Source organism: Stenotrophomonas sp. 8(2023) (genome assembly GCF_030345295.1).
Taxonomy (GTDB): Bacteria; Pseudomonadota; Gammaproteobacteria; order Xanthomonadales; family Xanthomonadaceae; genus Stenotrophomonas; species Stenotrophomonas muris.
The window spans coordinates 815,021-840,128 of record NZ_CP128404.1 but is presented as its reverse complement, the minus strand read 5'-3'; the positions used below and the strand labels follow the sequence as shown (position 1 = coordinate 840,128).

The 25,108-nt window shown below is 68.5% G+C and carries 24 protein-coding genes and 1 tRNA gene; 11 read left to right on the top strand and 14 right to left on the bottom strand.

What is annotated here, in order from left to right; translation table 11 throughout:
• Positions 1–84: 84 nt before the first annotated feature.
• From QP609_RS03805 to QP609_RS03785, 5 genes are all read right to left on the bottom strand, one after another.
• A complete protein-coding gene (locus QP609_RS03805; protein ID WP_005415400.1) occupies positions 85–1,044 on the bottom strand; it encodes a ribose-phosphate diphosphokinase in 960 nt (319 codons plus the stop codon).
• A gap of 140 nt (positions 1,045–1,184) precedes the next feature.
• Positions 1,185–1,261 (bottom strand) — tRNA-Gln (locus QP609_RS03800).
• 11 nt (positions 1,262–1,272) lie between these two features.
• Entirely contained in the window at positions 1,273–2,142 is an 870-nt protein-coding gene (gene ispE, locus QP609_RS03795) for a 4-(cytidine 5'-diphospho)-2-C-methyl-D-erythritol kinase (protein WP_014646034.1), read from the bottom strand.
• Positions 2,139–2,798, bottom strand: a complete 660-nt coding sequence (gene lolB, locus QP609_RS03790; protein ID WP_014646033.1) for a lipoprotein insertase outer membrane protein LolB — start codon at positions 2,796–2,798, stop codon at positions 2,139–2,141. The genes ispE and lolB overlap by 4 nt, the downstream gene beginning before the upstream one ends.
• The gene (locus tag QP609_RS03785; RefSeq protein WP_173390336.1) at positions 2,795–4,480 is read right to left on the bottom strand and encodes a tetratricopeptide repeat protein; all 1,686 of its coding nucleotides are present in this window, start codon (positions 4,478–4,480) and stop codon (positions 2,795–2,797) included. Before QP609_RS03785 ends, lolB begins: the two co-directional genes overlap by 4 nt.
• A gap of 63 nt (positions 4,481–4,543) precedes the next feature.
• On the opposite strand from QP609_RS03785, the gene hemA reads away from it, so the two are divergent.
• The 4 genes from hemA to ppk2 are packed head-to-tail and all read left to right on the top strand — an operon-like array spanning position 4,544 to position 9,428.
• Positions 4,544–5,827: a glutamyl-tRNA reductase gene (gene hemA, locus QP609_RS03780; protein ID WP_014646031.1), complete on the top strand. Its 1,284-nt coding sequence runs from the start codon at positions 4,544–4,546 to the stop codon at positions 5,825–5,827.
• Entirely contained in the window at positions 5,805–6,887 is a 1,083-nt protein-coding gene (gene prfA, locus QP609_RS03775) for a peptide chain release factor 1 (RefSeq protein WP_014646030.1), read from the top strand. The genes hemA and prfA overlap by 23 nt, the downstream gene beginning before the upstream one ends.
• Positions 6,888–6,892: 5 nt before the next feature.
• On the top strand, positions 6,893–8,599 hold the full coding sequence (locus tag QP609_RS03770; RefSeq protein ID WP_197621247.1) for a tetratricopeptide repeat protein: 1,707 nt from the start codon (positions 6,893–6,895) through the stop codon (positions 8,597–8,599).
• 46 nt (positions 8,600–8,645) lie between these two features.
• On the top strand, positions 8,646–9,428 hold the full coding sequence (gene ppk2, locus QP609_RS03765) for a polyphosphate kinase 2 (RefSeq protein WP_032956942.1): 783 nt from the start codon (positions 8,646–8,648) through the stop codon (positions 9,426–9,428).
• Between the two features lie 507 nt (positions 9,429–9,935).
• Here the strand turns inward: ppk2 and QP609_RS03760 are convergent.
• Both QP609_RS03760 and QP609_RS03755 read right to left on the bottom strand, forming a co-directional pair.
• Positions 9,936–10,511: a TlpA disulfide reductase family protein gene (locus QP609_RS03760; protein ID WP_014646027.1), complete on the bottom strand. Its 576-nt coding sequence runs from the start codon at positions 10,509–10,511 to the stop codon at positions 9,936–9,938.
• Complete coding sequence (locus QP609_RS03755; RefSeq protein WP_032956948.1) at positions 10,508–11,782, bottom strand: YihY family inner membrane protein; 1,275 nt, start codon at positions 11,780–11,782, stop codon at positions 10,508–10,510. Before QP609_RS03755 ends, QP609_RS03760 begins: the two co-directional genes overlap by 4 nt.
• 77 nt (positions 11,783–11,859) lie before the next feature.
• Here QP609_RS03755 and wrbA point away from each other — a divergent pair, with 77 nt between their 5' ends.
• The 3 genes from wrbA (at position 11,860) to QP609_RS03740 (ending at position 13,350) form a co-directional block, all read left to right on the top strand.
• On the top strand, positions 11,860–12,453 hold the full coding sequence (gene wrbA, locus QP609_RS03750) for an NAD(P)H:quinone oxidoreductase (protein WP_014646025.1): 594 nt from the start codon (positions 11,860–11,862) through the stop codon (positions 12,451–12,453).
• A complete protein-coding gene (locus tag QP609_RS03745; RefSeq protein WP_014646024.1) occupies positions 12,450–12,785 on the top strand; it encodes a DUF2069 domain-containing protein in 336 nt (111 codons plus the stop codon). Before wrbA ends, QP609_RS03745 begins: the two co-directional genes overlap by 4 nt.
• Before the next feature lie 79 nt (positions 12,786–12,864).
• Positions 12,865–13,350, top strand: coding sequence for an asparaginase domain-containing protein (locus QP609_RS03740; RefSeq protein WP_010481766.1), 486 nt, complete (start codon positions 12,865–12,867; stop codon positions 13,348–13,350).
• An 88-nt stretch (positions 13,351–13,438) separates the two neighbouring features.
• Here the strand turns inward: QP609_RS03740 and QP609_RS03735 are convergent, their stop codons facing one another.
• The 3 genes from QP609_RS03735 to sufT all read right to left on the bottom strand — a co-directional run bounded on the left by QP609_RS03735 (position 13,439) and on the right by sufT (position 17,352).
• Positions 13,439–15,178, bottom strand: a complete 1,740-nt coding sequence (locus QP609_RS03735) for a S8 family peptidase (protein WP_046429039.1) — start codon at positions 15,176–15,178, stop codon at positions 13,439–13,441.
• A 468-nt stretch (positions 15,179–15,646) separates the two neighbouring features.
• Positions 15,647–16,741 carry a branched-chain amino acid aminotransferase gene (locus QP609_RS03730; RefSeq protein WP_014646022.1) on the bottom strand — a complete coding sequence of 365 codons (1,095 nt, stop codon included), beginning with the start codon at positions 16,739–16,741 and terminating at the stop codon, positions 15,647–15,649.
• A gap of 59 nt (positions 16,742–16,800) precedes the next feature.
• Positions 16,801–17,352 carry a putative Fe-S cluster assembly protein SufT gene (sufT, locus tag QP609_RS03725; protein WP_005415385.1) on the bottom strand — a complete coding sequence of 184 codons (552 nt, stop codon included), beginning with the start codon at positions 17,350–17,352 and terminating at the stop codon, positions 16,801–16,803.
• Positions 17,353–17,474: 122 nt separating this feature from the next.
• Here sufT and QP609_RS03720 point away from each other — a divergent pair, with 122 nt between their 5' ends.
• Positions 17,475–17,894, top strand: a complete 420-nt coding sequence (locus QP609_RS03720) for a hypothetical protein (RefSeq protein WP_041863078.1) — start codon at positions 17,475–17,477, stop codon at positions 17,892–17,894.
• Between the two features lie 260 nt (positions 17,895–18,154).
• Here the strand turns inward: QP609_RS03720 and QP609_RS03715 are convergent, their stop codons facing one another.
• Both QP609_RS03715 and QP609_RS03710 read right to left on the bottom strand, forming a co-directional pair.
• Complete coding sequence (locus tag QP609_RS03715; RefSeq protein ID WP_197621246.1) at positions 18,155–19,615, bottom strand: NAD(P)(+) transhydrogenase (Re/Si-specific) subunit beta; 1,461 nt, start codon at positions 19,613–19,615, stop codon at positions 18,155–18,157.
• Positions 19,612–19,932 carry an NAD(P) transhydrogenase subunit alpha gene (locus QP609_RS03710; protein ID WP_014646018.1) on the bottom strand — a complete coding sequence of 107 codons (321 nt, stop codon included), beginning with the start codon at positions 19,930–19,932 and terminating at the stop codon, positions 19,612–19,614. The genes QP609_RS03715 and QP609_RS03710 overlap by 4 nt, the downstream gene beginning before the upstream one ends.
• Positions 19,933–20,030: 98 nt before the next feature.
• Here QP609_RS03710 and QP609_RS03705 point away from each other — a divergent pair, with 98 nt between their 5' ends.
• Genes QP609_RS03705 through QP609_RS03695 form a run of 3 tightly spaced genes read left to right on the top strand, consistent with a single transcriptional unit; the run spans position 20,031 to position 21,397 of the window.
• Positions 20,031–20,615 carry an RNA polymerase sigma factor gene (locus tag QP609_RS03705; RefSeq protein ID WP_080052964.1) on the top strand — a complete coding sequence of 195 codons (585 nt, stop codon included), beginning with the start codon at positions 20,031–20,033 and terminating at the stop codon, positions 20,613–20,615.
• Positions 20,612–20,941 (top strand): membrane protein, encoded by a 330-nt coding sequence (locus tag QP609_RS03700; protein WP_032956964.1) that lies wholly within the window; start codon positions 20,612–20,614, stop codon positions 20,939–20,941. Before QP609_RS03705 ends, QP609_RS03700 begins: the two co-directional genes overlap by 4 nt.
• 3 nt (positions 20,942–20,944) lie before the next feature.
• Positions 20,945–21,397 carry a DUF3106 domain-containing protein gene (locus tag QP609_RS03695; RefSeq protein WP_197621245.1) on the top strand — a complete coding sequence of 151 codons (453 nt, stop codon included), beginning with the start codon at positions 20,945–20,947 and terminating at the stop codon, positions 21,395–21,397.
• A gap of 120 nt (positions 21,398–21,517) precedes the next feature.
• On the opposite strand, the gene QP609_RS03690 is transcribed toward QP609_RS03695, so the two are convergent.
• Together QP609_RS03690 and QP609_RS03685 are read right to left on the bottom strand one after the other, a co-directional pair.
• Positions 21,518–22,597, bottom strand: coding sequence for an NAD(P) transhydrogenase subunit alpha (locus tag QP609_RS03690; RefSeq protein ID WP_014646014.1), 1,080 nt, complete (start codon positions 22,595–22,597; stop codon positions 21,518–21,520).
• Positions 22,598–22,649: 52 nt separating this feature from the next.
• Positions 22,650–24,971 (bottom strand): DUF1631 domain-containing protein, encoded by a 2,322-nt coding sequence (locus tag QP609_RS03685; RefSeq protein WP_041863077.1) that lies wholly within the window; start codon positions 24,969–24,971, stop codon positions 22,650–22,652.
• Between the last annotated feature and the right edge of the window lie 137 nt (positions 24,972–25,108).

The window sequence follows — 25,108 nt, the reverse complement described above, 5'->3', positions numbered from 1 at the left end:
GCGCCCTGCGGCGTGGCGGTTGAAGATGCTTCCGCGACCAGAAGCATCCGGGTATGTCCCCCCGTTGCCGGCAGGGACGAAAACTCAGTCGACGTACAGCGAGCTGACCGACTCGCCGAAGGCGATGCGGCGCATCGTTTCGGCCAGCATTTCCGCCACGCTCAGCTGGCGGATCTTGCTGCACACCCGCGCTGCGTCCTTCAGCGGGATGGTGTCGGTCACCACCAGCTCGTCGAGCTGGGAATTGGTGATGTTGTCCACCGCCGGGCCCGACAGCACCGCGTGGGTGCAGTAGGCGGCGACCTTGAGCGCACCGCGCGCCTTCAGGGCAGCGGCAGCGGCGCACAGGGTGCCGGCGGTATCGACGATGTCATCGACCATCACGCAGGTCTTGCCTTCGACGTCACCGATGATGTTCATCACGGTGGAGACGTTGGCGCGCGGGCGGCGCTTGTCGATGATCGCCAGGTCGGCGTCATCCAGGCGCTTGGCCACCGCACGGGCGCGGACCACGCCGCCCACGTCCGGCGAGACAACAATCAGGTTCTCGGTGCCGTAGGCGCGCCAGATGTCGGCCAGCAGCAGCGGGGACGCATACACGTTGTCCACCGGAATGTCGAAGAAGCCCTGGATCTGGTCGGCGTGCAGGTCGACGGTCAGCACGCGATCAGCGCCAGCGGTGCTGAACATCTTGGCCGCCAGCTTGGCGGTGATCGGCACGCGCGAGGAACGCATGCGGCGGTCCTGGCGCGAGTAGCCGAAGTACGGCACCACGGCGGTCACGCTGGCCACCGATGCGCGCTTGAGCGCGTCGATCAGCACCAGCAGTTCCATCAGGTTTTCCGCGCTCGGCGCGCAGGTCGGCTGGATCACGAACACGTCCTGCTTGCGGACGTTCTCTTCGATTTCCACCTGCACTTCACCATCGGAGAAGTGCGACACCAGCGCCTTGCCCGGGCGGACCCCCAGTTCCTTGCAGATGTTCTGCGCCAGACGTTTGTTGGCGTTGCCGGAAAAGACCAGCAGGTTCGGGGACTCTTGCATCATGATTGTCTCGGGCGGGGACGAGTGGCGGGGATCCGGAGTCGGCAAGGACCCCGATGGACCCTTGCTGCTGACAACACCGCGGTTGTTTCCACGTCCCGCGCGGGCGATGCGCTGGAAGGCGCGGACACAGCCGCTATTGGCAGGGGCGGTAGGATTCGAACCTACGAATGCCAGGATCAAAACCTGGTGCCTTGGGCCTCTTGGCGACGCCCCTGCATTGATAAATCAGTGTTGCTCGAGTGCATCCAGCAGTGGCGAACGCGCAACGCCCGCTGCCACCCTTGCCCGCAACTCCTTCGGCAACTTCGACCGCCCCTGCTCTGCAGCAGCCTGCGATGCGAACTCGACGAAACAACCACTTCCCGAACCGGTCAGCCGCGCCGCGCCGATGTCGCTCAACGCGGCAAGCGCTGCCTCGACGGCAGGCTCACGGCGGCGCAGCACCGGTTCGAACGCGTTCCCGACCAGGGTCCCGGAAGCGAAGTCCTCTATTTTCGCCACTGGGCTGTCGCGCGTCAAATCCGGGTCTGCAAACAGGACCGGCGTAGGAACATGAACACCCGGTTCAACCACCACATACCAGGCCGGCGCCAGCGTGATCGGCTGCAGGCGCTCGCCCACCCCTTCGGCCCAGGCGTTGTGGCCACGCACGAACACCGGCACGTCGGCGCCCAGGCGCAGGGCCAGCGCGGCCAGGGCATCCTCGTCCAGGCCGGCGCGCCAGAGCCGATTCAGCACCACCAGCACGGTGGCCGCATCGGACGAACCGCCGCCGAAGCCACCACCGGCAGGAACGTGCTTTTCGACGATGATGTCAGCACCTTGCGCGCCCTTCGCCTCATCCTGGAGCAGGCGCGCGGCCCGCACCGCCAGGTCATCGGCCTCGGCCACGCCGGCCAGGCCCTCGCCCTGCCGACGCACCTGACCGTCTTCACGCAGGCGCAGGCCGATGCGGTCCCCCCAGTCCAGCAGGCGGAATACGGTCTGCAGCTCGTGGTAGCCGTCGGCCCGGCGGCCAGTGATGTGCAGGAACAGGTTCAGCTTGGCCGGGGCCGGCCACCAGGACCAGCCCGCGTCGTCGCGCCCGGCGCTCATGGCGTGCCCTGCCCCCACTGGTCCACCAGCAGGCGCACCTTGGCGTCGCCATTGCTGGCCTCGATCCGTCGCGGCAGCGCCGGTCGTCCGGCGTCGGCCGGGTACCAGTCCAGGTACTGCACCTGCCAGCCCATCTGCTGCATGCGGCGCGGCCGGCCTTCACCGTCGCGCTCGACCTTTTCCGGACCGGCAGCATCCCCGGCCACCAGGCCGCGGATCCACTCCGGCAGCTGATTGACCGGGATGTCCCAGCCAGTCGCTTCCAGCAGCAGCTGCTGGGCGTCCTCGCCATCGCGCGGACCGCCGGACAGCCCTTCCAGGCGACCGGCTTCGGAATGGGTGTCGCCGGTCAGCTTCCAGCTCTGCCGGGTCACCGGCGCGCTCAGTTCGACCACGTAGCGGCGGCCGTCCTGCTTCCAGTCGATGCGACCGCTGCCGCCGTCCTTGCCCTTGCTGACCGCCACCCGCCCCTGGAAGGCCCAGTCCGGCTGTGCCTGCAGCGCGGCCACGCGCGCTGCCTCGGCCTGCGCCGCTTCAGCCGAAACAATCTCGACCACCGCTGGCGCCGGGGTCTTCTGCGTGCCGACACTGGTACAGGCGCTCACCGCCAGGGTCACGGTCGCCAACAGCAGCGGCCGGATCAGGGAACCACTCATGGATTGAATTTCTCACGGGCGCGCAGCAGCGCGCGGTTTTCAGGGTCGAGCTTGGCCGCTTCGTCGAAGAAGTGGCGGGCCTCGTCATGCTTGCCCAGCACCCACAGCACTTCGCCGACGTGGGAAGCGATCTCCGGGTCCTTGGCCAGGGTCCAGGCCCGGCGCAGCTGTACCAGTGCCTCTTCCTTGCGGCCCAGGCGATACAGCACCCAGCCATAGCTGTCGACGATGGCGGCGTTGTCCGGCTCGGCCACGCGGGCGCGGTCGATCAGCTCCAGCGCTTCCTGCAGGCGGCCGGTGCGATCGGCCAGGGTGTAGCCCAGCGCGTTCAGCGCCGGCACGTTTTCCGGGTCGGTCACCAGGATCTTGCGCAGGTCGGCCTCGGCGCGCGGGATGTCGTCGCGGCGCTCCCAGGTGAGCGCACGTGCGTACAGCAGGCCGTTGTCGTCCGGGTAGGCGGCCAGGCCGCGGGCCAGCGCATCCAGTTCACCGGCGCTGTCGTCACCACGCTGGCGCAGTTCAGCTTCCAGCAGGTAGGCGTCACGGCGCACATCGTCGTCGACCACCGCGTCGGACTGGATCGCGTGCACTTCCTCCAGCGCCAGCGGCAGGCGCCCGGCCAAGGCCTGGGCATTGGCCGCGCGCAGGCGCGCTTCGCTCAGCTCATCGCCACCGGGCACGCTGTGGTACCACTGCACCGCCTCGGGGTAACGCTTCAGGTATTCGGCGATCTTGCCCAGCAACAGGCGCTGCGCCGGATCCGGCTTGGCCGCCTGCCGCGACAGCTCGTTGTAGAGGTTGGACAGCGCCGCCTTGTCGCCCTGCTTGGCCAGCAGCGAGGCGCGCATGCCCCAGGTCTGTACATCCTGCGGGCCGAACGCCAACACGCGCTCGGCCGCAGCCGGCTGGCCCAGGCTGTCGTAGGCGATGGCCACCGCATTGCGCAGCTCGGGGTCCTGGCGGGTCTTCGGCTCGACGTCGTGCAGCAGCGACAATGCCTTGTCGGTCTCGCCCGCCTGCTGCAGCTGGCTGGCACGCAGCAACGCTACGCGCGGTTCTTCCGGGAAGCGCTTGACCACTTCATCGATCATGCGCCGCGCCAGCTCGGGCTTGTCCATGCGCAGGGCCAGGCGACCGAACTCCTGCCAGGCCTCGATCTTCGGCGGAATCGCATTGGCATCGACCAGCTCGCCGAGCACCTGCGCCGGCACCGCCGGGTCGCGGCCACCGCCGATCAGCGCGGCCAGGGCGAACTTCCAGCCGCGCTCGTCGGGGTCGGCCAGCAGCGCCTGCAGCTCGGTGCGGGCAGCCTTCACATCGCCCTGGCGCATGGCCAGCGCACCGGCGGCGCTGCGCATGGTCAACGAGCGCGGGGCGCGCTGCTGCCACAGGGCCAGGCCCTTGGCGGCGCTGGCATCATCGTTGGCCAGCATGGAGATACGGGTCGCGCGCTCGGCCAGGCCGGCGTCGCCGTCGGTCTGCTGCGCGGCCTGCAGGTACCAGCGCGCGGCCTCGGCCAGCTTGCCGGCCTGCAGGGCGAACTCACCGGCCATCACCGGTTCCAGCGCCAGTTCCTCAGTGGCCGCGGCCCGCACGGGGGCCTTGGCCGGCACCGCCGCCAGGGCCTGGGCGCAGGCCAGGGACAGCAGCAGAACACTGGGGATGCGAATCAATGCGGGCATCGTCGGCATCGGGGCCTTAAAATGTCGTCCAATGGCCAGCAGCTTATCGCAAGCAACTGAACAATGACCCTGTGGGTGCTCGGACTGAATCACCAGACCGCACCGGTGGAGCTGCGCGAGCGCGCGGCCTTCGCCGGTGAGGCGTTGCCGCGTGCGCTGGGCTCGCTGCGCGATACCCCGCAGATCGCCGAGGCAGTGCTGCTGTCCACCTGCAACCGCACCGAACTGTATGCCGTGGCCGAGTCGGCACAGGCGCTGGACCAGTGGCTGCACAGCCAGGCAGGAGACCTGCAGGGCTACCTGTACCAGCATGCCGATGCCGAGGCCGTGCGCCACCTGTTCCGGGTCGCCACCGGGCTGGACTCGATGGTGCTGGGCGAACCGCAGATCCTCGGCCAGGTAAAGGATGCCTGGTCGACCGCGCGTGACCACGGCCTGCTCGGCCAGCGCCTGGACCGCCTGTTCCAGCAGACCTTCTCGGTAGCCAAGCGTGCGCGCACCGATACCCAGGTCGGCGCCAACCCGGTGTCGGTGGCCTCGGCGGCGGTGCGCCTGGCGCAGAACGCCTTCGCGCGCCTGGATGACTCCACCGTGCTGCTGGTCGGTGCCGGCGAGACCATCGAGCTGGCTGCACGCCACCTGAGTGAGGGCAAGGTGCGGCGGCTGCTGATCGCCAACCGCACCCTTGCCCACGCGCAGGAACTGGCCAGCCGCCATGGCGGCGTGGCCCTGCCGCTGACCGAACTGGACCGCCATCTCGGCGAGGCCGACATCGTGTTCTCGGCCACCGCCGCGCGCGAACCGGTGATCCATCGCGAGATGGTGGCCAAGGCACTGCGCGCGCGCCGGCACAAGCCGATGCTGCTGTTCGACCTGGCCGTGCCGCGCGACATCGAAGCCGAGGTCGGCACGCTCAACGACGCCTTCCTCTACACCGTCGATGACCTGGAACGCGCGGTGGAAGACAACCGTCGTGGCCGCCGCGAGGCCGCCGCCGAGGCCGAGGCGATCATCGACCTGCAGGTGTCGCGTTTCATCGAGACCCAGCAGGCCAGCGCCCACCAGGCACCGCTGCGGCAGCTGCGTGCGTTCGGCGAAGCGACCCGCGCCGAACTGCTGGAGCGCGCACGGCAGCAGCTGGCCAACGGCAAGCCCGCCGACGAAGTGCTGGAACTGCTGGCCCATGGCCTGACCAACCGCCTGCTGCATCCGCCGACCGCCGCTCTGCGCGCGGCCGCGCTCAGTGGCGATGCCGACCTGACCCGCGCCGCCGAGCGCCTGTTCCCGGCCACGCCGGGTTACCGCCACCCACCCGTGAGACCCGATGACGCCGACCCTGCGCCGTAAGCTGGAAGCGCTGGCCGAGCGCCGCGAAGAACTGGAACGCCTGCTCGCCGAACCCGATGTGGTCGCCGACAACACCCGTTTCCGCGACCTTTCGCGCGAATTCGCCCAACTTGAACCGGTCGCTGCCGCGCTCGCCGAGGAAGCCCGTGCCAAGGCCGACCTGGCCGCAGCCGAAGGCATGCGCGCCGACCCCGACCTGCGTGAACTGGCCGACGAGGAAATCGCCGCGGCGCAGGCGCGCCTGCAGGAACTGGAACAAGAACTGGCCCTGCTGCTGGTACCACGCGATCCGCGCGACGAAGGCAACCTGTTCCTGGAAGTACGCGCCGGCACCGGCGGCGATGAAGCCGCGATCTTCGCCGGCGATCTGTTCCGCATGTACGCCCGCTATGCCGAGCGCCAGGGCTGGAAGGTCGAGATCGAATCGGACAACCCCGGTGAGCATGGCGGCTACAAGGAAGTGGTGGCGCGCGTGGTCGGCCGTGGTGCGTTCTCGCGCCTGAAGTTCGAATCGGGCACGCATCGCGTGCAGCGCGTGCCGGCCACCGAATCGCAGGGCCGCATCCACACCTCGGCGGCCACCGTGGCGATCATTCCCGAGGCCGACGAGGTCGATGACATCGTCATCAACCCGGCCGACCTGAAGGTGGATACGTTCCGCTCGTCCGGTGCCGGCGGCCAGCACGTCAACAAGACCGAATCGGCCATCCGCATCACCCACGTGCCGACCGGCGTGGTGGTGGAGTGCCAGACCGAGCGCAGCCAGCACGCCAACCGCGACAAGGCGATGAAGCGCCTGAAGGCGCAGCTGCTCGATGCCGAGCGCCAGCGCCAGGACGCCGCGCAGGCCGAATCGCGGCGCCTGCAGGTCGGCAGCGGCGACCGCAGCCAGCGCATCCGCACCTACAACTTCCCGCAGGGCCGGATCACCGACCACCGCGTGGAAGGCCTGACCCTGTACGACCTGCCCAACATCCTCGCCGGCGACCTCGACCCGCTGCTGCAGCGGCTCAGCCACGAACACCAGGTCGATGCCCTGGCCCAGCTGTCGGCGGGCTGAGCACGATGTCGGCCTGGCAGCAGCGACAGCACCTGCAGCAGGCGATCGCACGCCAGCCCGGCGATTTCGTCGCCTGGGTGATGCTGGCCGACCTGGAACTGGAAGCCGGCGACATCGCCGCCGGCGAGCAGGCGGCACGACGCGCGCTGCAGCTGCGCCCGAACCACCCCGAGGCCCTGGCGCGCCTGGGCCGCGTGGCCTGGATGGCCGGCGCGCACGCCGACGCGGCGAAGCTGCTCGGCCAGGCCTCGGCATTGGCCCCGCAGCACCCGGGCATCGCGCTGTGGCTGGGCCATGCGCTGGAAGACGCCGACGATGCCGAAGGCGCAGCAGCGGCCTATCGCCGCGCGCATGCGCTGATGCCGGAGGAACCCTACATCGCCGCGCAGCGCCTGGCATGGCAGCGCCGCCTGTGCGACTGGCAGGACGTGGACACGCTGGCTGCGCAGGTACGCGCCGCGCTCGCCGCCGGCCACGGTGCGGTGGAACCCTTCGCCTTCCTCAGCGAAGACGCCAGCGCGGGCGAGCAGTTGGCCTGTGCACGTGCGCGCGCCGCACTGATCGCCGCCTCGGTCCGGCCCTTGCCGGCAGTGACGGTACGCGCGCGCGGCCCGTTGCGCGTCGGCTTCCTTTCCAATGGCTTCGGCGCCCATCCCACCGGGCTGCTGACCGTGGCCCTGCTCGAACACCTGCGTCATGACCCGGCGTTGCAGCTGCACCTGTTCGCGCTGAACCGCGCCGATGGCAGCGGCATCCGCGAACGCCTGCAGTCCGCGACCCGGCTGCATGAGGTGGCCGCACTGCGGCATGCCGACATCGCGGCCCGCATCCGCGCACAGGGCATCGACCTGCTGTTCGACCTGCGCGGCTGGGGCGGCGGCGGCACGCCCGAAGTGCTGGCGATGCGCCCGGCCCCGCTGCAGCTGAACTGGCTGGCCTACCCCGGCACCTCGGGCGCGCGCTGGCTGGACGCCGTGGTCGCCGACGAATTCGTACTGCCAGCAGCGCTGGAACCGCACTTCAGCGAACGCGTCCTGCGCCTTCCGCGGGCCTTCCAGCCCTCGGACAACACCCGCACGCTGGAGCCGTCGCCGTCCCGCGCCGAGTGCGGGCTGCCCGAGCACGGCGTGGTGTTCTGCTGCTTCAACAACAGCTACAAGCTCAACCCGCGCAGCATGGGCCGCGCCTTCGCAGTGTTGCAGGCCGTGCCCGGCAGCGTGCTGTGGCTGCTGTCCGGCCCCGGCCAGGCCGACGCCCGCCTGCGCACCGCCGCGCAGGCTGCCGGCCTGGACCCGGCGCGGCTGGTGTTCATGGCCAAGCTGCCGCATCCGCAGTACCTGGCCCGCTACCCACTGGCCGACCTGTTCCTCGACACGCATCCGTACAACGCGCACACCACCGCCTCCGATGCACTGTGGGCCGGCTGCCCGGTGCTGACCTGCCCGGGCGACACCTTCGCCGCGCGCGTGGCCGGCAGCCTCAACCACCATCTGGGGCTGGCCCGGCTGAATGTCGCCGATGATGCGGCGTTCATCGCCACCGCCAGCGCACTGGGCAATGACCCCGCAGCACTGGCCTCGCTTCGCGCCGAGCTGGCGCAGGCGCGCGAACGCAGTGGCCTGTTCGACATGGCCGGGTTTGCCCGCGACCTGTCGGCCCTGCTGCAGCGGCTTGCCGGTGAACACGGCTGGCAAGGTGTCGACAACACCTGAGCGACCCCTGCGTTACGCTCGGGCTTCCTCCCCGCGTGGTGTGACGATGGCCAAGCTCAAGCGCAAGGACTACGACGAACTGCTGCTGCCGCTGCAGCTGGAACTGACCGCGATGGCGCGCTGGGTGCAGCTCAGCGGGCAACGCCTGCTGGTGCTGTTCGAGGGACGGGATACGGCAGGCAAGGGCGGCGCGATCCAGGCCATCAGCCAGCATCTCAATCCACGCCAATGCCGGGTGGTAGCACTGCCCAAGCCTACCGACCGCGAAGCCACGCAGTGGTATTTCCAGCGCTATGCCTCGCATCTTCCCGCCGCCGGCGAGATCGTGCTGATGGACCGCAGCTGGTACAACCGCGCAGGCGTCGAGCGGGTGATGGGCTATTGCAGCGAAACCGAGTACCAGCAGTTCCTGCGCCAGGCACCGGTGTTCGAGCAGCTGCTGGTGGATGACGGCATCCTGCTGTTCAAGTACTGGCTGTGCGTGGACCAGGAGCAGCAGGAGAAGCGCTTCGCCGAACGCCACCTCGATCCGCTGAAGGGCTGGAAGCTGTCCCCGGTCGACCTGAAATCGCGCAGCAAGTACAGCGCCTATACCGAAGCCCGCGAGGCGATGCTGCGCGCGACGCATCGCGAGGCTGCGCCGTGGACGCTGGTGGATTTCAACGACCAGCGGCTGGGGCGACTGACCCTGGTGCGCAACCTGCTGGACCGGTTGCCGGACACACGGGTGGATGCACCGTTGCCGGAGCTGCCGAAGCTGAAGGGCAAGCTGCATCGCGAGCACTACGATGTGCTGAAGCCCATCGAGGATTTCCCGGTCGAGGATTAGGGTTGTTCGGCAGGGTTGCACCCTGCACCTGCTCAACGCAACGGCAACGGCAACGGCAACAGCAACAGCAACAGCTGGCATCCGCGGGATGGCGGCGCGGTGGGTGGGCACGACCGTTGGCGCCATGGATGGCGACATCGAGCCCCCATGGACGGGTCTACGGCGTGTCCTACCCACCCAACCGCCCCGCCTCTGACAGATCCCTGCGGCTGTTGGTAGGTGTCGACCTTGGTCGACACATCTGTCAGATATCGAAATGGAACCGGGGTCAGATCCGTTTTCCTGCGGAAAGCGGATCTGACCCCATCGGCAATCCCATTGGCCTGGCGGGCGTCGGATCGTGTCTGGGGCAGAGCCCCCCCTGAGCCAGGGGGCGGCCGCGAAGCGGCGGGGGTTTGGGTGTTGGTAAGTGGGGCCCGCGGTTCGCGCAGCGAAGCGTGGGAGCGGCAGCGCGCATGCGATGGCGCGTACCGAGGTGCAGGGCCGCAGGCCCTGCCGACCCACCCACTACTTGGCGGCCGCGATCTGCTTTTCGATGTCGGCGGCGGTCACCGGGCCAAGGAAAGTGTGGGCCAGCTTGCCCTGCGGATCCAGCAGATGCGTCAACGGCAGGCCTCGCGGCGTGGCGAAGTCGGCCGGCGGATCGAACGGGTCCACGATCACGATCGGATAGGTCACCGGATGCTTGGTCAGGAACGACTGCATTTCCGGCACTTCGATGTCCTCGTAGGCCAGGCCGACCACCTCGATGTTGCTGCGCATCGCATGCAGCGCCGACAGCTCGGGCATCTCCTTGCGGCACGGGGCGCACCAGGTCGCCCAGAAGTTCACCACCACCCACTTGCCACGATGCGCGGCCAGATCGTAGTCGCTGCCATCCACCGCCTTCATCTTCAAGGTCGGGAATTCGGCAGTGGTGCGCTCGGCCGGGGTTTCATCGACCGGTGCCGGAGTGGTCGGCGTCGGCGCCTGTGCCGGCGGCTGGCTGCTGGCCGGTGTCGGCTCCTGGGCCGGCTTGCAGGCCGCCAGGGCCAGCAGCAGGGTCAACGGGAGCAGCAGCGGCAACGGCGTCTTGCGGGTCATGGCATGTCTCCAGAGTCGGTATAGATATCACTGACCTTGCGCTTCAGGCGTTCGCGCAGGGGCAGCCGCAGATCGTCCAGCGCCGCCAGTGCGGCACGGCCCAGGCTGTCATCACGGTACGGCAGGTGCTGCTCGGCCACCGGGATGCGCAGCTGGGTACATTCGTACAGATCGGCCAGGCTGACCTGGTCCAGGTCACGCGACAGCAGCCACTCGCCCCGCTCGTCGCGGCGCAGCAGGTCGATCTCCTGCAGGTTGCAGATCAGGTCCTGCAGCAGTGAATCGGTCAGCATCGGCTCCAGCCGCAGGATCTCGTCATCGGCCAGGCCCTTGCCCTTGGCCCGTGCATGCTGGAAGCGGCCAAGCAGGCGCAGCAGTCCATAGAACTCATACCCCTGCGGCAGGCGCAGTTCCACCGGCTGGTAGCGGAAGGCGGCCATCGAAGAAGCCAGCGACGCCCCCAGCAGCACCGCCACCCAGCACAGGTAGATCCACAGCAGCAGGATCGGCACGAACGCCACCGTGCCATACAGTTTCTGGTAGGACTGGAAGCTGCCCAGATAGGCACCGATGCCCCACTTCACCAGTTCCAGGATGACCGCCGCCAGGATCGCGCCGGGCACGGCATGCCGCCATTTCACCGTGTGGTGCGGCACCACCCGGAACATCAGCGTGATGCAGACGAACTCGATCAGGATCGGCGCCAGCCGCAGCGCCAGCTCGGCCAACCAACGGCCCTCCTGGGTACCGAACAACGGCATCGCGAACACCCGCGCCGATACCGCAAGCGATGCGGCGGCGAGCATCGCGCCCAAGGTCAGCACGGTCCAGTAGACCAGGAAGCGGGTCAGCTTGGGCCGGGTCGAGCCGACCCGCCAGATCTGGTTGAAGGTCTCTTCCACACTGTTGAGCGTGATCAGCAGTGAGGCCACCAGTGCGATGAAGCCGGCCGCCGTCAGCTGGCCGGCACTGGCCGAGAACTGCCGCAGGTAGCCCTCGGCCGCACGCGCCGCGGAGGGCACGAAGTTGGAGAATACGTAGTCGCTGAGCTGATCGCTCCAGCGGTCGAAGACGGGGAAGGCCGACAGCACACCGAATACCACGATCGCCAGCGGTACCAGCGCGAACACCGTGGTGTAGGCCAGCGCCGCCGCTGCCTGGAACAGGCGGTCGTCGAGGAAGCGATGCCACAGGAAGCGGCCGAAACTGATGGCCCGTGCGCGATCCCGCGCGCGCTCCATCCACAGGTTGAGCGTATCCAAAGGTTCCATCGGTGGAAGGGTACCCGATGCGGAATGCTGGCAGGATAGCCATACTGGTAGCCACACGACGAGGAGAAGCGGGCACGATGGGCGAGATTCTGGTGCTGTACTACAGCCGGGGCGGTTCGGTGGCACGGCTGGCGCGCCAGATCGCGCGGGGCATCGGCGAAGTGCCGGGCATGACCGCGCGCCTGCGCACGGTGCCGCCGGTGGCCGCCGTGACCCAGACCGCGCAGCCACCGGTACCCGACGATGGCGCCCCCTACGTGAGCGTGCAGGACCTGGTCGACTGCCAGGGCCTGCTGCTCGGCAGCCCCACCCGCTTCGGCAACATGGCCGCGCCGGTCAAGCACTTCCTGGATGGGCTGGGCGCCGAATGGGTCAATGGCACCCTGTCCGGCAAGCCGGCCGGCGTGTTCACGTCCACCGCCTCGATGCACGGCGGCCAGGAATCGACCCTGCTGTCGATGCAGGTGCCACTGCTGCACCACGGCTGCGTGATCGTCGGCATCCCGTTCACCGAACCGGCGCTGAGCCACACCACCAGTGGCGGCACGCCCTATGGCGCCAGCCACGTGGCCGGTGCCGCCGACGATCCGCAGCCGACCGACGACGAAGCGGTGCTGGCGCGCGCGCTGGGGCGCCGGGTGGCCGACATCGCGCAGCGGTTGGCCCGATGAACCGCGCGCCGCGCACGGTCCTGCTGCTGGCCCTGATGGGGCTGGCCGCGCTGTTCGCAGGCTGGTTCATCAATGACAGGCACTGGCTGGCCACCCAGCTGGTGTTCACCGCGCCACCGCTGGCACTGGCCATCGCCGTGCGCCTGGGCTGGCGCAAGGCCGGCTTCTGGGCCTCGGTGCTGGCGCTGGGCTGGTTCAGCCACGGCGTGATGAGCGCCTGGAGCCACCCGGAGACGCGCTGGCTGGCGCTGATCGAGATCGCGCTGGCGCTGCTGGTGATCTTCAGCGCCAGCCTGCCCGGCCTGCGCGCCCGCTTCGGCAAGCGGCGCTGACGCTGCGCGCCCAGGGCCTTATCATCTGCATTCCTGGCCCCGCGCCGCAGTCCCTGTCCTGGTTTCGCGCATGCACATGATGGAAGAGCTCCTGGTCGTCACCACCGGTGGCACGATCGACAAGATCTACTTCGACGACAAGTCGGACTACCAGATCGGCGATCCGCAGATCGGCATGATCCTGCGCGAGCTGGGCGTGACGTTCCGCTTCAACGTGATTCCGATCCTGCGCAAGGATTCGCTGCACATCAACGACGAAGACCGCGAGCTGATCCGCGCCACCATCGCCGCGCAGCCCACCCGGCACGTGCTGGTGACCCACGGCACCGATTCGATGGTGCAGACCGGCAAGGTGCTGGCGACGATCCCGGACAAGACCATCGTGATGACCGGTGCGCTGAGCCCGGCACGCTTCCGCGGCTCGGATGCGGAGTTCAACATCGGTTGTGCGATCGGTGCGGTGCAGTCGCTGCCGAGCGGCGTGTACATCGCGATGAACGGGCGGATCTTCGACCCGCAGCACGTGCGCAAGAACGTGGCGGCGAACCGTTTCGAGTCGGTCTGAGGAACAGCGTGCCGGCCGAGGTCGGCACCCACCCGGACAAAAACGCCCCGGCCGAAGCCAGGGCGTGCCCATGGAGAGGGACTTGGGCTCAGTACTGGGCGTTGAGGGTCAGGCCCGAGAAGGTGCTGTACGCCTTCACCCGCACATACCAGGTGCCGGCGGCAGGGCTGTTGATGGTGCAGGTCTCGCTGTTGCCGCTCAGGTACGGACGGCAGGTGTAGGTGGTATCGGTCGGGGCACTGCCCTGGCGCACGTACAGGTCGGCATCACCGCTGCCGCCACTGATTGCCACGCGCAACTGGGTGCTGCCGGCCGGAACGGCGACGGTGTAGTTCAGCTCGGCACCGGTCGCGGCGCCCAGGCCGGTCACCGGCACGTTGTTCTGCAGCACGTTGCCGCCCGGGTTCGGGCCACCGCCATTGATCGCCGCATCCACGGCCGCGTTGGCGTCGACAATGCCGGCGCCGCAGCCCCCCGAGCAGGCGCCCGGCAGCGGGCGTGCGGTGCTCTTGATGATGCTTTCGACCTGTGCCGGGCTCAGCGGGCTCGGCGCCACCGACTGCATCAGGGCCACCACACCGGCCACATGCGGCGCCGCCATCGAGGTGCCGTTGTAGGACGCATAGGTGGCGCTGCCCGGCGTGGTGGTGCCCGTGTTGAGGGTGGACAGGATGCTCTGGCCCGGGCCGGAAATGTCGATGCCGGCACCATAGTTGGAGAAGCTGGCACGAGCACCGGCCGAGGTCGTGGCCGCCACCGCGATCACGTTCGCGCAGTTGGCCGGCACCGACGAGGACACGTTGGTGTTGCTGTTGCCGGCGGCGACCACCACGGTGGTGCCGCGGCTGACCGCGCCGTTGATCGCGTTCTGGTAGGTGGCCGAGCAGGTGCCGCCGCCGCCCAGCGACATGTTGATGACTTCCGCCGGATTGGCATTGGCCGGCACGCCACTGACGGTGCCGCCGGAGGCCCACACGATCGCATCGGCGATGTCGGAGGTATAGCCGCCGCACTTGCCGAGCACGCGCACCGGGACGACCTTGGCGTTGAACGCCGTGCCGGCCACGCCGGTGCTGTTGTTGGTCACCGCCGCCACGGTGCCGGCGACGTGGGTGCCGTGCCAGCTGGAGTTGGACGCCGGGATGCCCGAGCCGCACTCGTTGGCGCCATACCAGTCGCCCTCGTCGTTCGGGTTGCTGTCGCGGCCACCGCCATCGCGCGCCATCGCGGCATCGCTGATGAAGTCATAGCCGGGCAGGATGTTGGCGTTGAGATCGGGATGGTTGGTGATGCCGGTATCGATCACGGCCACCACCACGCCGGTGCCGGTGGCCTTGTCCCAGGCCGGCCGCACGTTGATCGACGCGTTGGAGGTACCAAAGCCCCACTGTTCGCTGAAGCGGGTGTCATTCGGGGTCAGCGTCGCACGCATGATCTGGTCGACTTCGACGTATTCCACGTTCGGGTCGGCGGCCAGCTTGCGCATCAGCAGCTCGGATTCAGCCTGGTCAAGCGGGCGGTCGGTCCTGACCAGGGTCGGGCCGACGGCCAGCTTGCGGACCTGCTGCAGGCCCAGCGCACGGCCCTGGCTGCTGGCCAGGCCGGCGGCGGCACTCTTCAGCGAAGAGGCCAGTGCGGTGGTGTTGGCCACCGGCGCACTGCCGTCGCGGTACTTCACGATGAAGCGCTGGTGCGTCGGCGCGGACTGCAGGCCGCTGAGCTGGACGTCACCGGCCAGCGCAGGCGTGGCCAGCAGCAGCGATGACAGAACGGACGCACCAAGGACCACCCACACTCGACGCACACGCGGTTGCGTTACCTGGGACATCGTATTTCCCTTTCTAGTGGTGTGAATGCCGGAATCGGCAGAAGCACCGGCCCGAACCATGGGCTGGCTTGCGTTGGCGAGGTTCGAAGTCCGGCGAGTCAGCGGATCCCCCTATCGATCCGCCGTGTAGATGACGCTAATGACCAAAACCGGACACCACAAGATTTTCAGCGTCTTTTCAGCAAGATGAAATGTTCGTTCTGAGACTTCCCGGGTCGAGGGTTTGTGAAGGTGAAGGAACTTTCTCATCTCCTGCACACACCTGACTGGGTCATCACCTGTCCTGCGATGACTTTGCCGACATCGGCATCCGCCGATTCGGGGTCGGAGCCGGGGTCAGATCCCTTTTCCCACGGAAAAGGATCTGACCCCACCCACCTGTCCACAACGCAGAAAGCCCGTCACAGGGACGGGCTTTCCAGAAACGCAGCCGGGCGTGGGCTCGGCTCTACAGTTCAGCGTGAGCGATCAGCCCAGCTTGACCAGCCAGTTGTGCCGGTCCGGCAGGCGGCCGTACTGGATGTCGGTCAGTTCCTTGCGCAGCGACATGGTCACTTCGCCGGCCGGCGCGTTGATGTCGCCCACCGAGAAACCCTCGCCCTTCAGCTGGCCGATCGGGGTGACCACCGCCGCAGTGCCACAGGCAAACACTTCGCTGATCGCACCGGAGGCCACGCCGTCCTTCCACTCGTCGATGCTGACCTTGCGCTCTTCGACCTTCATGCCACGGTCGCGCGCCAGCTGCAGGATGCTCTCGCGGGTGATGCCCTCGAGGATGCTGCCGGACAGTTCCGGGGTGACCAGCGTACCGTCCTTGTAGACCAGGAACACGTTCATGCCGCCCAGTTCTTCCAGGTACTTGCCTTCGACCGGGTCCAGGAACAGCACCTGCGAGCAGCCCTGCGCCTGCGCCTTCTGCTGCGGCAGCAGCGAGGCGGCGTAGTTGCCACCGCACTTGGCGGCGCCGGTGCCGCCCTTGGCCGCGCGCGCGTATTCGGTGGACAGCCAGATCGACACCGGGGCCACGCCCTTGGCAAAGTACGGGCCGGCCGGGCTGGCGATGACGTAGTAGCCGGCCTTGTGCGCGCCGCGCACGCCGAGGAAGGCTTCGTCGCCGATCATGAACGGGCGGAAGTACAGGCTCGACTCGTCGGCCGACGGCACCCACTCGCTGTCGACGGCGATCAGCTGCTTCAGCGATTCGACGAAGATCTCCACCGGCAGTTCCGGCAGCGCCAGGCGCTGCGCCGAACGCTGCAGGCGACGGCCGTTGGCATCCGGGCGGAAGGTCCAGATCGAGCCGTCAGCATGGCGGTAGGCCTTGATGCCTTCGAAGATCTCCTGGCCGTAGTGCAGCACGGCCGCGGCCGGGTCCAGCTGCAGCGGGCCGTAGGCACGCACACTGGCGTTGTGCCAGCCGGCATCCTTGTCCCAGCGCACTTCCACCATGTGATCGGTGAAGTGCAGGCCGAAGCCCGGCTTCTCCAGGATCTTGGCGCGCTCTTCAGCGCTGCGCGGGTGGTCCGAACGGGTGACGGCGAAGCTGGGAATGGACTGGGACACCGGAGGATTCCTGTTCTGGTTGCGGGTAGTGCCGGGCCCGCGTCACTGCGGGCCCTGGGTCAAAGCATGCCGGTCTCGAGCCGCGCCGCCTCGGACATCATGTGCTGGTTCCACGGCGGGTCGAACACCAGGTCGACGTCGGCCTCGGCCACCGTCGGGATCATTTCAAGCTTGCTGCGCACGTCGTCGACCAGGATCTCGCCCATGCCACAGCCCGGTGCGGTCAGGGTCATCTTCACGTCGATCTCGCGCTTGCCTTCGTCCAGATGCTTGATCTCGACTTCATAGACCAGGCCCAGTTCAACGATGTTGACCGGAATCTCCGGGTCGAAGCAGGTGCGCAGCTGCTGCCACACCAGTTGTTCCACCTGCTCATCGGTGGCGTCGGCCGGCAGCTCGAGCGGTGCCGGCGCCTCCTTGCCGATGGCGTCGCCGTCCTTGCCGGCGATGCGGAACAGGTTGCCCTCGACGAACACCGAATAGCTGCCGCCCAGCGCCTGGGTGATGTACCCATAGCTGCCGGCAGGCAGGGTCACGGTATCGCCCTGCGGGACCATCACGGCCTCGCAATCGCGTTCGAAGTGGACAGGTTCGCTGCTACGGGAATACATGGGGACCGATATGGGGCCGTGGCCGGGGCCACGCAAGACGGCATTCTAGCCCAGCCGCCCCGGCACCGCCGGTGCACTGCGGCAAACCACAGTATCCTGTGGGTGATCTTCAGGGAGCTTCGATGTCCTCCATTGCCACGCGTGCCAGGACCGTCACCTGGCTCTGGTCCCTCATGCTGTTGCTGGGTCTGCTTGTTGCTCCCCTCGCCTGGATGGTCCTGGCGCTGATGACCGGCCGACAGGTCGGCTGGATGGCGGTAGTGTCCGCCCTGGAACTGGTGTTCATGCTGCGCCTGGGCACACTGGGCCCGGGCCGGTTGCGCATCGCCCTGGTCGTGCTCGGCACTCTGCTGGTGGCCGCCGTGGCCAACTGGGCCATCGCCAGCGCCTGGATGGGCGGCTCGATCGGTCTGGACCTGTGGGACGCCACCACGCGGATGGGCCCGCACCTGGCCTGGACCCTGATCACCCTGGCCAATGGCGCGATGGAATGGCTGTGGCTGGCCGTGGCCGTGGTCGTCGGCGCCTGGCTGGCGCGCTGAGCGCGTAGATCCACGCCACGCGCGGATGGGGGGGTAGTGCCGGCCGCTGGCCGGCAAAAGCGTGCGGACCAAGGCCCGCACCTACCAGAGGCAACCACCACGCGCGGATCCGGTAGTGCCGGCCGCTGGCCGGCAAAAGCGCGCGGCCCCAGGTCCGCACCTACCAGATGCAGCCGCCACGCGCGGATCCGGTAGTGCCGGCCGCTGGCCGGCAAAGGGGTCAGAGCCCTGTCCTGCGGAAAGGGATCCGACCCCGGTCTTCAATGCCCGCCGTCGAGCGCCTTCAGCTCGCTCACCAGCGAGGCGGCCGCTTCGGCGCCGTCGCCATAGAGCATGCGGGTATTGTCAGCGTAGAACAGCGCATTCTCGATACCGGCGAAGCCGGTGCCCTTGCCGCGCTTGATCACCACCACGTTGCGCGCGTTGACCACGTCCAGCACCGGCATGCCGTAGATCGGGCTGGCCGGATCAGTACGCGCGACCGGATTGACCACGTCGTTGGCACCGATCACCAGTACCACGTCGGTGTTGGTGAACTCCGGATTGATGTCATCCATGTCGGCGATCAGGTCGTAGGGCACGCCCGCTTCGGCCAGCAGTACGTTCATGTGCCCGGGCATGCGCCCGGCGACCGGGTGGATGGCGAACTTCACCTTCACCCCGCGCTGGCCCAGCCGCTGCGCCAGTTCCCAGATCTTGTGCTGGGCCTGGGCCACGGCCATGCCGTATCCAGGCACGATCACCACGCGTTCGGCGTAGGCCATCATCGCCGCGACATCCGAGGCTTCGATCGGCTTCTGCGCGCCGCTGATCGCCTGCGCTTCGCCACCAGCACCGCCGCCGAAGTTGGAGAACAGCACGTTGCGGATCGGCCGGTTCATCGCCTTGGCCATCAGCCGGGTCAGCAGGATGCCGGCCGCGCCGACCATCATGCCGGCGATGATCAGCGCCTCGTTGCCCAGCACATAACCTTCGAACGACACTGCCAGGCCGGTGAACGCGTTGTACAGCGAGATCACCACCGGCATGTCGGCACCGCCGATCGGCAGCGTCATCAGCACGCCCAGCGCCAGTGCCAGCACGAAGAAGGCAACGATCGCCCAGGCACTGAGCGTACTGGCCGCGATGATCGCCAGCACCACCACCGCCAGCGCCACCAGCAGGTTCATCACCTGCTGGCCGGGCCAGGTCACGCGCTTGTCCAGGCGTCCATCCAGCTTGGCCCACGCGATCACCGAGCCGGACAGCGACACCGCGCCGATCGCCGCGCCGACCACCGCCAGCAGCAGCATCGTGCCGGAGGGCTGGCGCGCGGCCAGGTCGGCCAGCGCCTGCGCGCTCCAGTGGCTGGTATCGCGGTGGGCCAGGAAGGCATAGCGCAGCAGTTCCACCGCACCGATCGCCGCCGCCGAGCCACCTCCCATGCCGTTGTACAGCGCCACCATCTGCGGCATGTCGGTGATGGCAACCTTGCCGGCCGACCACCAGGCCAGGCCCGCACCCAGCAGCAGTGCCACCAGGATCAACGGCACGTTGTGCAGTTCGGGCAGGAAGAAGGTGGCCGCGGTGGCCAGCAGCATGCCCAGCCCTGCCCAGCGGATGCCGCTGCGCGCGGTCAGCGGCGAGGCCATGCGCTGCAGGCCGAGCAGGAACAGCGTGGCGGCGACCAGGTAGCTGGCCTTGACCAGCCAGTCGAGCAGTTCGACGGTGCTGATGTTCAAGCCTGCGGCTCCTTCGGTTCGTCCTTGCCGCCCCTGGGCGCGCTCGGCTTGAACATTTCCAGCATGCGCGCGGTGACCACGTAGCCACCGGCGGCATTGCCGGCGCCGAGCACCACGGCCAGGAAGCCCAGTGCCTTCTCCAGCGGCGTCTGCGCATGCCCCAGTACCACCATCGCGCCGATCAGCACGATGCCGTGGATGAAGTTGGAGCCCGACATCAGCGGGGTATGCAGGATCACCGGCACCCGCGAAATGATCACGTGGCCGGCGATGGCTGCCAGCATGAAGATGTACAGCGCTACGAACCCGTCACTCACCGGCAACGCTCCTGCTCTGTCTTCGTCGGCCCATCATAACCATGGGCTGAACCCGGCGCGCACCCGGCGTCAACCGGAGCGCCGCTCACGCGTTGTCGATGGTGACCCCGAGCGAGGAACCGTACCCTGTGCTGGTGAGCAGCCCCGCCCCCCCGAGCGCCGAGACCGATGCCCTGCCGGCATCGCTGGAGGCATTCCTGGCCAGCGTCGGCCCGCGTGCGTTCCGCTTCGCCGAGGCCGGCCTGCGCCAGCGCGAAGACGCCATGGATGCGGTGCAGGACGCGCTGCTGCGCATGCTGGATTACACCGACAAGCCGGCCGCCGAATGGGCGCCGCTGTTCTGGAGCATCCTGCGCCGCCGGGTGATCGACCTGCAGCGCCGGCGCCGCTTCCGCCTGCCGTTCTGGCGCGACAACCAGGACGCGGAAGGCGGCGAGATCGACTGGGCCGATCCCGGCCCGGACCCGGCACAGGCACATGAGCAGCGCCAGCAGTACCAGCAGCTGGTGGACGCGTTGCGCACCCTGCCCGCCCGCCAGCGCGAGGCCTTCACCCTGCGCGTGCTGCAGGACCTGGACGGGGCCACCACCGCCCGCGCCATGGGCTGCAGCGAAGGCGCGGTAAAAACCCATCTGGCACGCGCCCGGCAGGCGCTGCAGGACTACCTGGAGACCCACCCGTGAACCGCTCCCTGCCTTCCGATGACACCCTGCGCCGCCTGCACGCGCAGTCGCTGCAGGCGCTGTCGCCGGCAACGCTGGCCCGGCTGCGCCAAGCTCGCCACGGCGCCACGGCCACCACCCATCGTGGGCGCTGGCGCTGGTGGCTGGCCAGCGCCTGCTCACTGGTGGTTGCACTGGGCATCGGCCTGCAGTTCACCGGCCATGGCACGCTTGCGGGTCCGCCGCCGGACCCCGTGCTTGCGTCAGTGGAAGACAACGGCGCGCTCTACGACGAAAATCCCGATCTGTACCTGTGGCTGGGCGATACCGACCTGGCGATGGAGTAAATCATGTCCCGACTGCTTGCCCTGCCACTGCTGTTGACCCTGCCGCTGCTGCCGGCCGTTCCGGTGCTGGCGCAGAACGCCACGCCCGCCCCTGCCGCACCGGTCGCGCCATTGCCTGCGTGGGAGCAATTGAGCGAATCCCAGCGAGAGTCCCTGCTGGCGCCGCTGCGCGACCGTTGGAACAGCGCTGATGCCGGCCAGCGCCAGCGCATGCTCTCGCACGGCCAGCGCTGGCAATCGATGAGCCCGGAGGAGCGCGACAAGGCACGCCGCGGCCTGCGCCGCTTCGAGCACATGAGCCCGGAACAGCGTGAACAGGCACGCGCCCTGTTCGGGCAGATGCGCAACATGCCGCCGGCACAGCGCGACGCGCTGCGCGAGCGCTGGTCGCAGATGACGCCGGAGCAGCGCCGGGACTGGGTGCGCGACAACCCGCCGCCGGCGAAGCCGCGGTAAGGCCCCGGGGAACGGGGTCAGAGCCCTTTGCTGACGCAAAGGGATCCGACCCCTGGCAGATTGCGGGAGATCGGGGTCAGATCCCTTTGCCAGAGGCAAAGGGATCTGACCCCACGTCATTCATGCCTGCCAGCGCGTCTTTGCCAGCAGCTCGTCGTCCCAGTCGAAACCGAGCCGCCCCTCGCGCACGAACAGCGCAACGAAGTTGAGCAGGTTGCGCGCATACATCTCACTGGCCTGGGTCGCGCCGCGACTGGCCAGGCCCAGCGGACCATCGATGGTCACGCCCTGGTGTTCGATGCAGTGCCCCGGCTGGGTCAGTGCACAGTTGCCGCCGCTCTCGGCCGCCAGATCGACAATGACGCTGCCGGTGGCCATGCCCTCCACCATCGCGGCGGTCACGATGGTCGGCGCCGGCCGACCGGGTACGGCAGCCGTGCAGATCACCACGTCCACGCCGCGCAGGTGGTCGGCCAGCCGACGCTGCTGCTCGGCGCGCTCCTCGTCGGTCAACGCACGCGCGTAGCCGCCTTCACCGGCCGCGCTCACGCCAAGATCGAGGAAGCGCGCACCCAGTGACTGGATCTGCTCGCGGGTTTCCGGGCGCACATCGAAACCTTCCACCTGTGCACCGAGGCGCCGCGCGGTGGCGATGGCCTGCAGGCCCGCCACGCCGGCACCGATCACCAGCACCTTGGCCGGTCGCACGGTGCCAGCGGCGGTGGTCAGCATCGGGAAGAAGCGCGGCGCGCGTTCGGCGGCAATCAGCGCTGCCTTGTAGCCGGCCATGCCGGCCTGCGAACTGAGTACATCCATCGCCTGCGCGCGGGTGGTGCGCGGTAGCTGCTGCAGCGGGAACAGCTGCAGGCGATCATCGGCCGCCAGCGCGGCCAGCGCCGGATCGTTGGCCGGTGCCAGCAGGCCAACCACGCTGGCACCGGGCCTGAGCTGCTCCAGCACCGTCGCAGGAGGTGCCTGCACGCACAGCAGGATATCGATCTCGGCCCAGCGGCCCGCGTCGAAGACACGTGCGCCGGCGTCGTCATAGGCGGCATCGGTGAAGCCGGCGGCCAGCCCGGCGCCGGCCTCGTACCAGACCGTAATGCCGAGGGCACCGAGCTTGCGCGCGGTTTCCGGTGTCAACGCCACGCGCCGTTCACCCGGCGCGGTCTCCTTGATCCCCAGCAACGCCACGGCCATGCAGGTCCCCGCTGATCGGTGAGTTTTCCCGATCCTAGCAGGCAGCCAGCACTCAGTGCAGTGTGGTGCTGCCCGGGTCGAGGCGGTCGATCACGCCCTGCATGGCGCTGTCGAAGGCGCCATCGTCAACGTGGGCACGCAGGCGGCCGAGCCGCACCATCACCGCCAGCTCTTCTGGCGAGGCCACGCAGAAGCGCACGCCGCGACGGTTGACGAACAGCAGGCGCGAGGAAATCGGGCTGACCCAGGACAGCTTGCCCGCCTGGACCTTGCCGTCCTTGTCGACGAAGTCCAACCAGTTGCCGATTTCCATGCGTCGGAAGCGGTCGGCATCGGCGTTGTCGAAATCGTCGGCATCGATCTGCCCGCTGAGTTCCACCGCTGGCGATTCGGCCACCGGCGGTGCCGGCAGCGCGACCTGCGGCAGCTCGGGCAGCGCGCGCTGCAGTTCCGGCCGCGACTCGGCGATGCCCTGCAACGTGTCGTGCAGGGCGTCGATCGCACCGGTAGCCGCATCGCCGTGCACACCGACGCTGGCAAACACCTTGGCCAGCACCGGCTGCCAGGCCTGCAGCCATGGCTTGCCGACAATCTGCCGGCGTGCCTCGGCCACTTCCTCCAGCAGGCCGTCGCCGAGGCTCAGTGCCTCGGCCACCGACGCGCCTTCTTCGCCCTCGCGCAGCAGCGCCAGGGTCAGGTGGTGCTGCCAGGGCTGGCGCAGGAACTCGGCAATGGCCGGCGGAAGGGTGGCATCACCGATGCGACGATCCAGTTCCGCACCGGCCCGGGTGCGGGCCATTTCCAGCTTTTCCTGGCCGCGTTGCGTTTCTGCGGCGCGACGCTCGGCGATTTCCACGCGGCGGCGATGCTGCACCAGGAACTCGCGGAATTCTTCTTCCAGGGTCAGGAAGATCGCCAGGTTTTCGTTGAACTCGGCCACCAGGCGCTCGATGATCTCCTCGACCTTGGCCATCAGCATGCGCTCGGCCTGGCTCTCGCCGGTGTTGCCCTCGCAGGCCTCGGCCAGCGAATTGAGCAGCTTGCGCGCCGGATGGGTCTTCTGCACGAACATGCGGCGGTCGAGCATGGCGACCTTGACGAAAGGCACGACCAGGCGGCCGATCAGTTCGCGCGAGCGGCCTTCCAGTTCACGTTCGTCCAGCATCACGTCGAACAGCATGCCGACCAGGTCGATGGCATCCTCATCCTGCGGGTCCAGCCGGGTCTGGCCCGGATCGACGCCGAGCTGGGTGGCGCTGGACAGCACTTCGCTCTTCAGCCGCTGCGCCAGCGATTCGCCGTCCTCGCCGATGGCTGCACGCAGCGTCGCGCTCGGCGTGGCCTGCAGCAGCGACAGCACCGACATCATTTCGCGCTGGCTGAGCGGGCGCTGCTGGCCGACCGCCACCTGTGCCGCAGACGTGGCGTCCTCACGCACATGGCGGGTCTGCTGCAGCAGTTCGTGCAACGCTTCCAGCAGCATGCCCTGCTGGCCGGCGTAGGCCTCGCCGGCGGCGCCATCATCGCCGCCCAGGTGCTGCTGCATATGCCCGCGGCGCTCGGACCAGCGGGCGGCAAAGCGCTGCGCCCAGGCCGGTGCGGCCTGCTCGTCATCGCTGAACCCCGGATCGACGCCCGCGCCGTGGCGATGCTCGACCAGGTCATCCAGCATCCCGGTCATGCGCGGATCCGGTGCCGGTGGTTGTGGGCGCTGCGGAGCCCCCATCTGCGACATCACGCCGGCTGCGGCCAGCTGCTCGTCCAGCTTCTCGTAGATGCGGCCGACCGGTGCACGCAGGTCGCGCTCGCACAGCTTGATCAGCACCAGATGCACTTCCGGGGCCAGTTCGCAGCCGGCAAAGGCCTCGTGGATGGCCACGCCCAGATGTTCGGGGCTGATGGGATTGTGGTCGGCGTCCAGTTCCACGCCGCCGATCAACCGGCCCAGGCGGCGGTCCAGCCGCGCCAGCACCGGCTTGAAGTCACGCAGCAATACAGTGGCGAAATTGCGCACCGCCAACCGCGATTCCAGTACGTGTTCGGCCAGCAGGCTCAGGCCATCCTCGGCCGGCCCGGACAGGGTCGCCTCGGCCGACAGCGGCTCACCGGCCGCCAATGCGGCCCACGCCTGCTGCAGGTGGCCGGCGAAGGCGGCAGCGATCTCCTCACGGCGGCGGCGCAGTTCGCGCATCGCGTCCAGGAACAGCAACTGCGACGAGCCGGCATTGCCGGCGCGGTCGAACAGGGCATCGTCGAAACGCGCCAGTGCGGCCCCGAAGGCCTGGCACAGCGCGGGCAGGACCATGTCCCGGGCAAGCTGGAGCTGGGCCGGGTCACGGCCCGGCGATCCCATCGGTGTGGGCACGCTCATCATTCGGGAAGGCTCCCCACCTTCTCTGGTACGACAGACAGCATGGACATCGCGACGACCGGCACACCCCATGTACCGGAACGTCGATGGTAGGCCGGCCAGCCCGTCACGGACAGTGAAACAGTCCTCACTTCAAACCT

Excerpts from the sequence above, each read along its gene's own strand:
- QP609_RS03805 (WP_005415400.1), bottom strand. The coding sequence starts at position 1,044 with ATGCAAGAGTCCCCGAACCTGCTGGTCTTTTCCGGCAACGCCAACAAA.
- ispE (WP_014646034.1), bottom strand. The coding sequence starts at position 2,142 with ATGAGCGCCGGGCGCGACGACGCGGGCTGGTCCTGGTGGCCGGCCCCG.
- lolB (WP_014646033.1), bottom strand. The coding sequence starts at position 2,798 with ATGAGTGGTTCCCTGATCCGGCCGCTGCTGTTGGCGACCGTGACCCTG.
- QP609_RS03785 (WP_173390336.1), bottom strand. The coding sequence starts at position 4,480 with ATGCCCGCATTGATTCGCATCCCCAGTGTTCTGCTGCTGTCCCTGGCC.
- hemA (WP_014646031.1), top strand. The coding sequence starts at position 4,544 with ATGACCCTGTGGGTGCTCGGACTGAATCACCAGACCGCACCGGTGGAG.
- prfA (WP_014646030.1), top strand. The coding sequence starts at position 5,805 with ATGACGCCGACCCTGCGCCGTAAGCTGGAAGCGCTGGCCGAGCGCCGC.
- QP609_RS03770 (WP_197621247.1), top strand. The coding sequence starts at position 6,893 with ATGTCGGCCTGGCAGCAGCGACAGCACCTGCAGCAGGCGATCGCACGC.
- ppk2 (WP_032956942.1), top strand. The coding sequence starts at position 8,646 with ATGGCCAAGCTCAAGCGCAAGGACTACGACGAACTGCTGCTGCCGCTG.
- QP609_RS03760 (WP_014646027.1), bottom strand. The coding sequence starts at position 10,511 with ATGACCCGCAAGACGCCGTTGCCGCTGCTGCTCCCGTTGACCCTGCTG.
- QP609_RS03755 (WP_032956948.1), bottom strand. The coding sequence starts at position 11,782 with ATGGAACCTTTGGATACGCTCAACCTGTGGATGGAGCGCGCGCGGGAT.
- wrbA (WP_014646025.1), top strand. The coding sequence starts at position 11,860 with ATGGGCGAGATTCTGGTGCTGTACTACAGCCGGGGCGGTTCGGTGGCA.
- QP609_RS03745 (WP_014646024.1), top strand. The coding sequence starts at position 12,450 with ATGAACCGCGCGCCGCGCACGGTCCTGCTGCTGGCCCTGATGGGGCTG.
- QP609_RS03740 (WP_010481766.1), top strand. The coding sequence starts at position 12,865 with ATGGAAGAGCTCCTGGTCGTCACCACCGGTGGCACGATCGACAAGATC.
- QP609_RS03735 (WP_046429039.1), bottom strand. The coding sequence starts at position 15,178 with ATGTCCCAGGTAACGCAACCGCGTGTGCGTCGAGTGTGGGTGGTCCTT.
- sufT (WP_005415385.1), bottom strand. The coding sequence starts at position 17,352 with ATGTATTCCCGTAGCAGCGAACCTGTCCACTTCGAACGCGATTGCGAG.
- QP609_RS03720 (WP_041863078.1), top strand. The coding sequence starts at position 17,475 with ATGTCCTCCATTGCCACGCGTGCCAGGACCGTCACCTGGCTCTGGTCC.
- QP609_RS03705 (WP_080052964.1), top strand. The coding sequence starts at position 20,031 with ATGGTGACCCCGAGCGAGGAACCGTACCCTGTGCTGGTGAGCAGCCCC.
- QP609_RS03695 (WP_197621245.1), top strand. The coding sequence starts at position 20,945 with ATGTCCCGACTGCTTGCCCTGCCACTGCTGTTGACCCTGCCGCTGCTG.
- QP609_RS03690 (WP_014646014.1), bottom strand. The coding sequence starts at position 22,597 with ATGGCCGTGGCGTTGCTGGGGATCAAGGAGACCGCGCCGGGTGAACGG.
- QP609_RS03685 (WP_041863077.1), bottom strand. The coding sequence starts at position 24,971 with ATGATGAGCGTGCCCACACCGATGGGATCGCCGGGCCGTGACCCGGCC.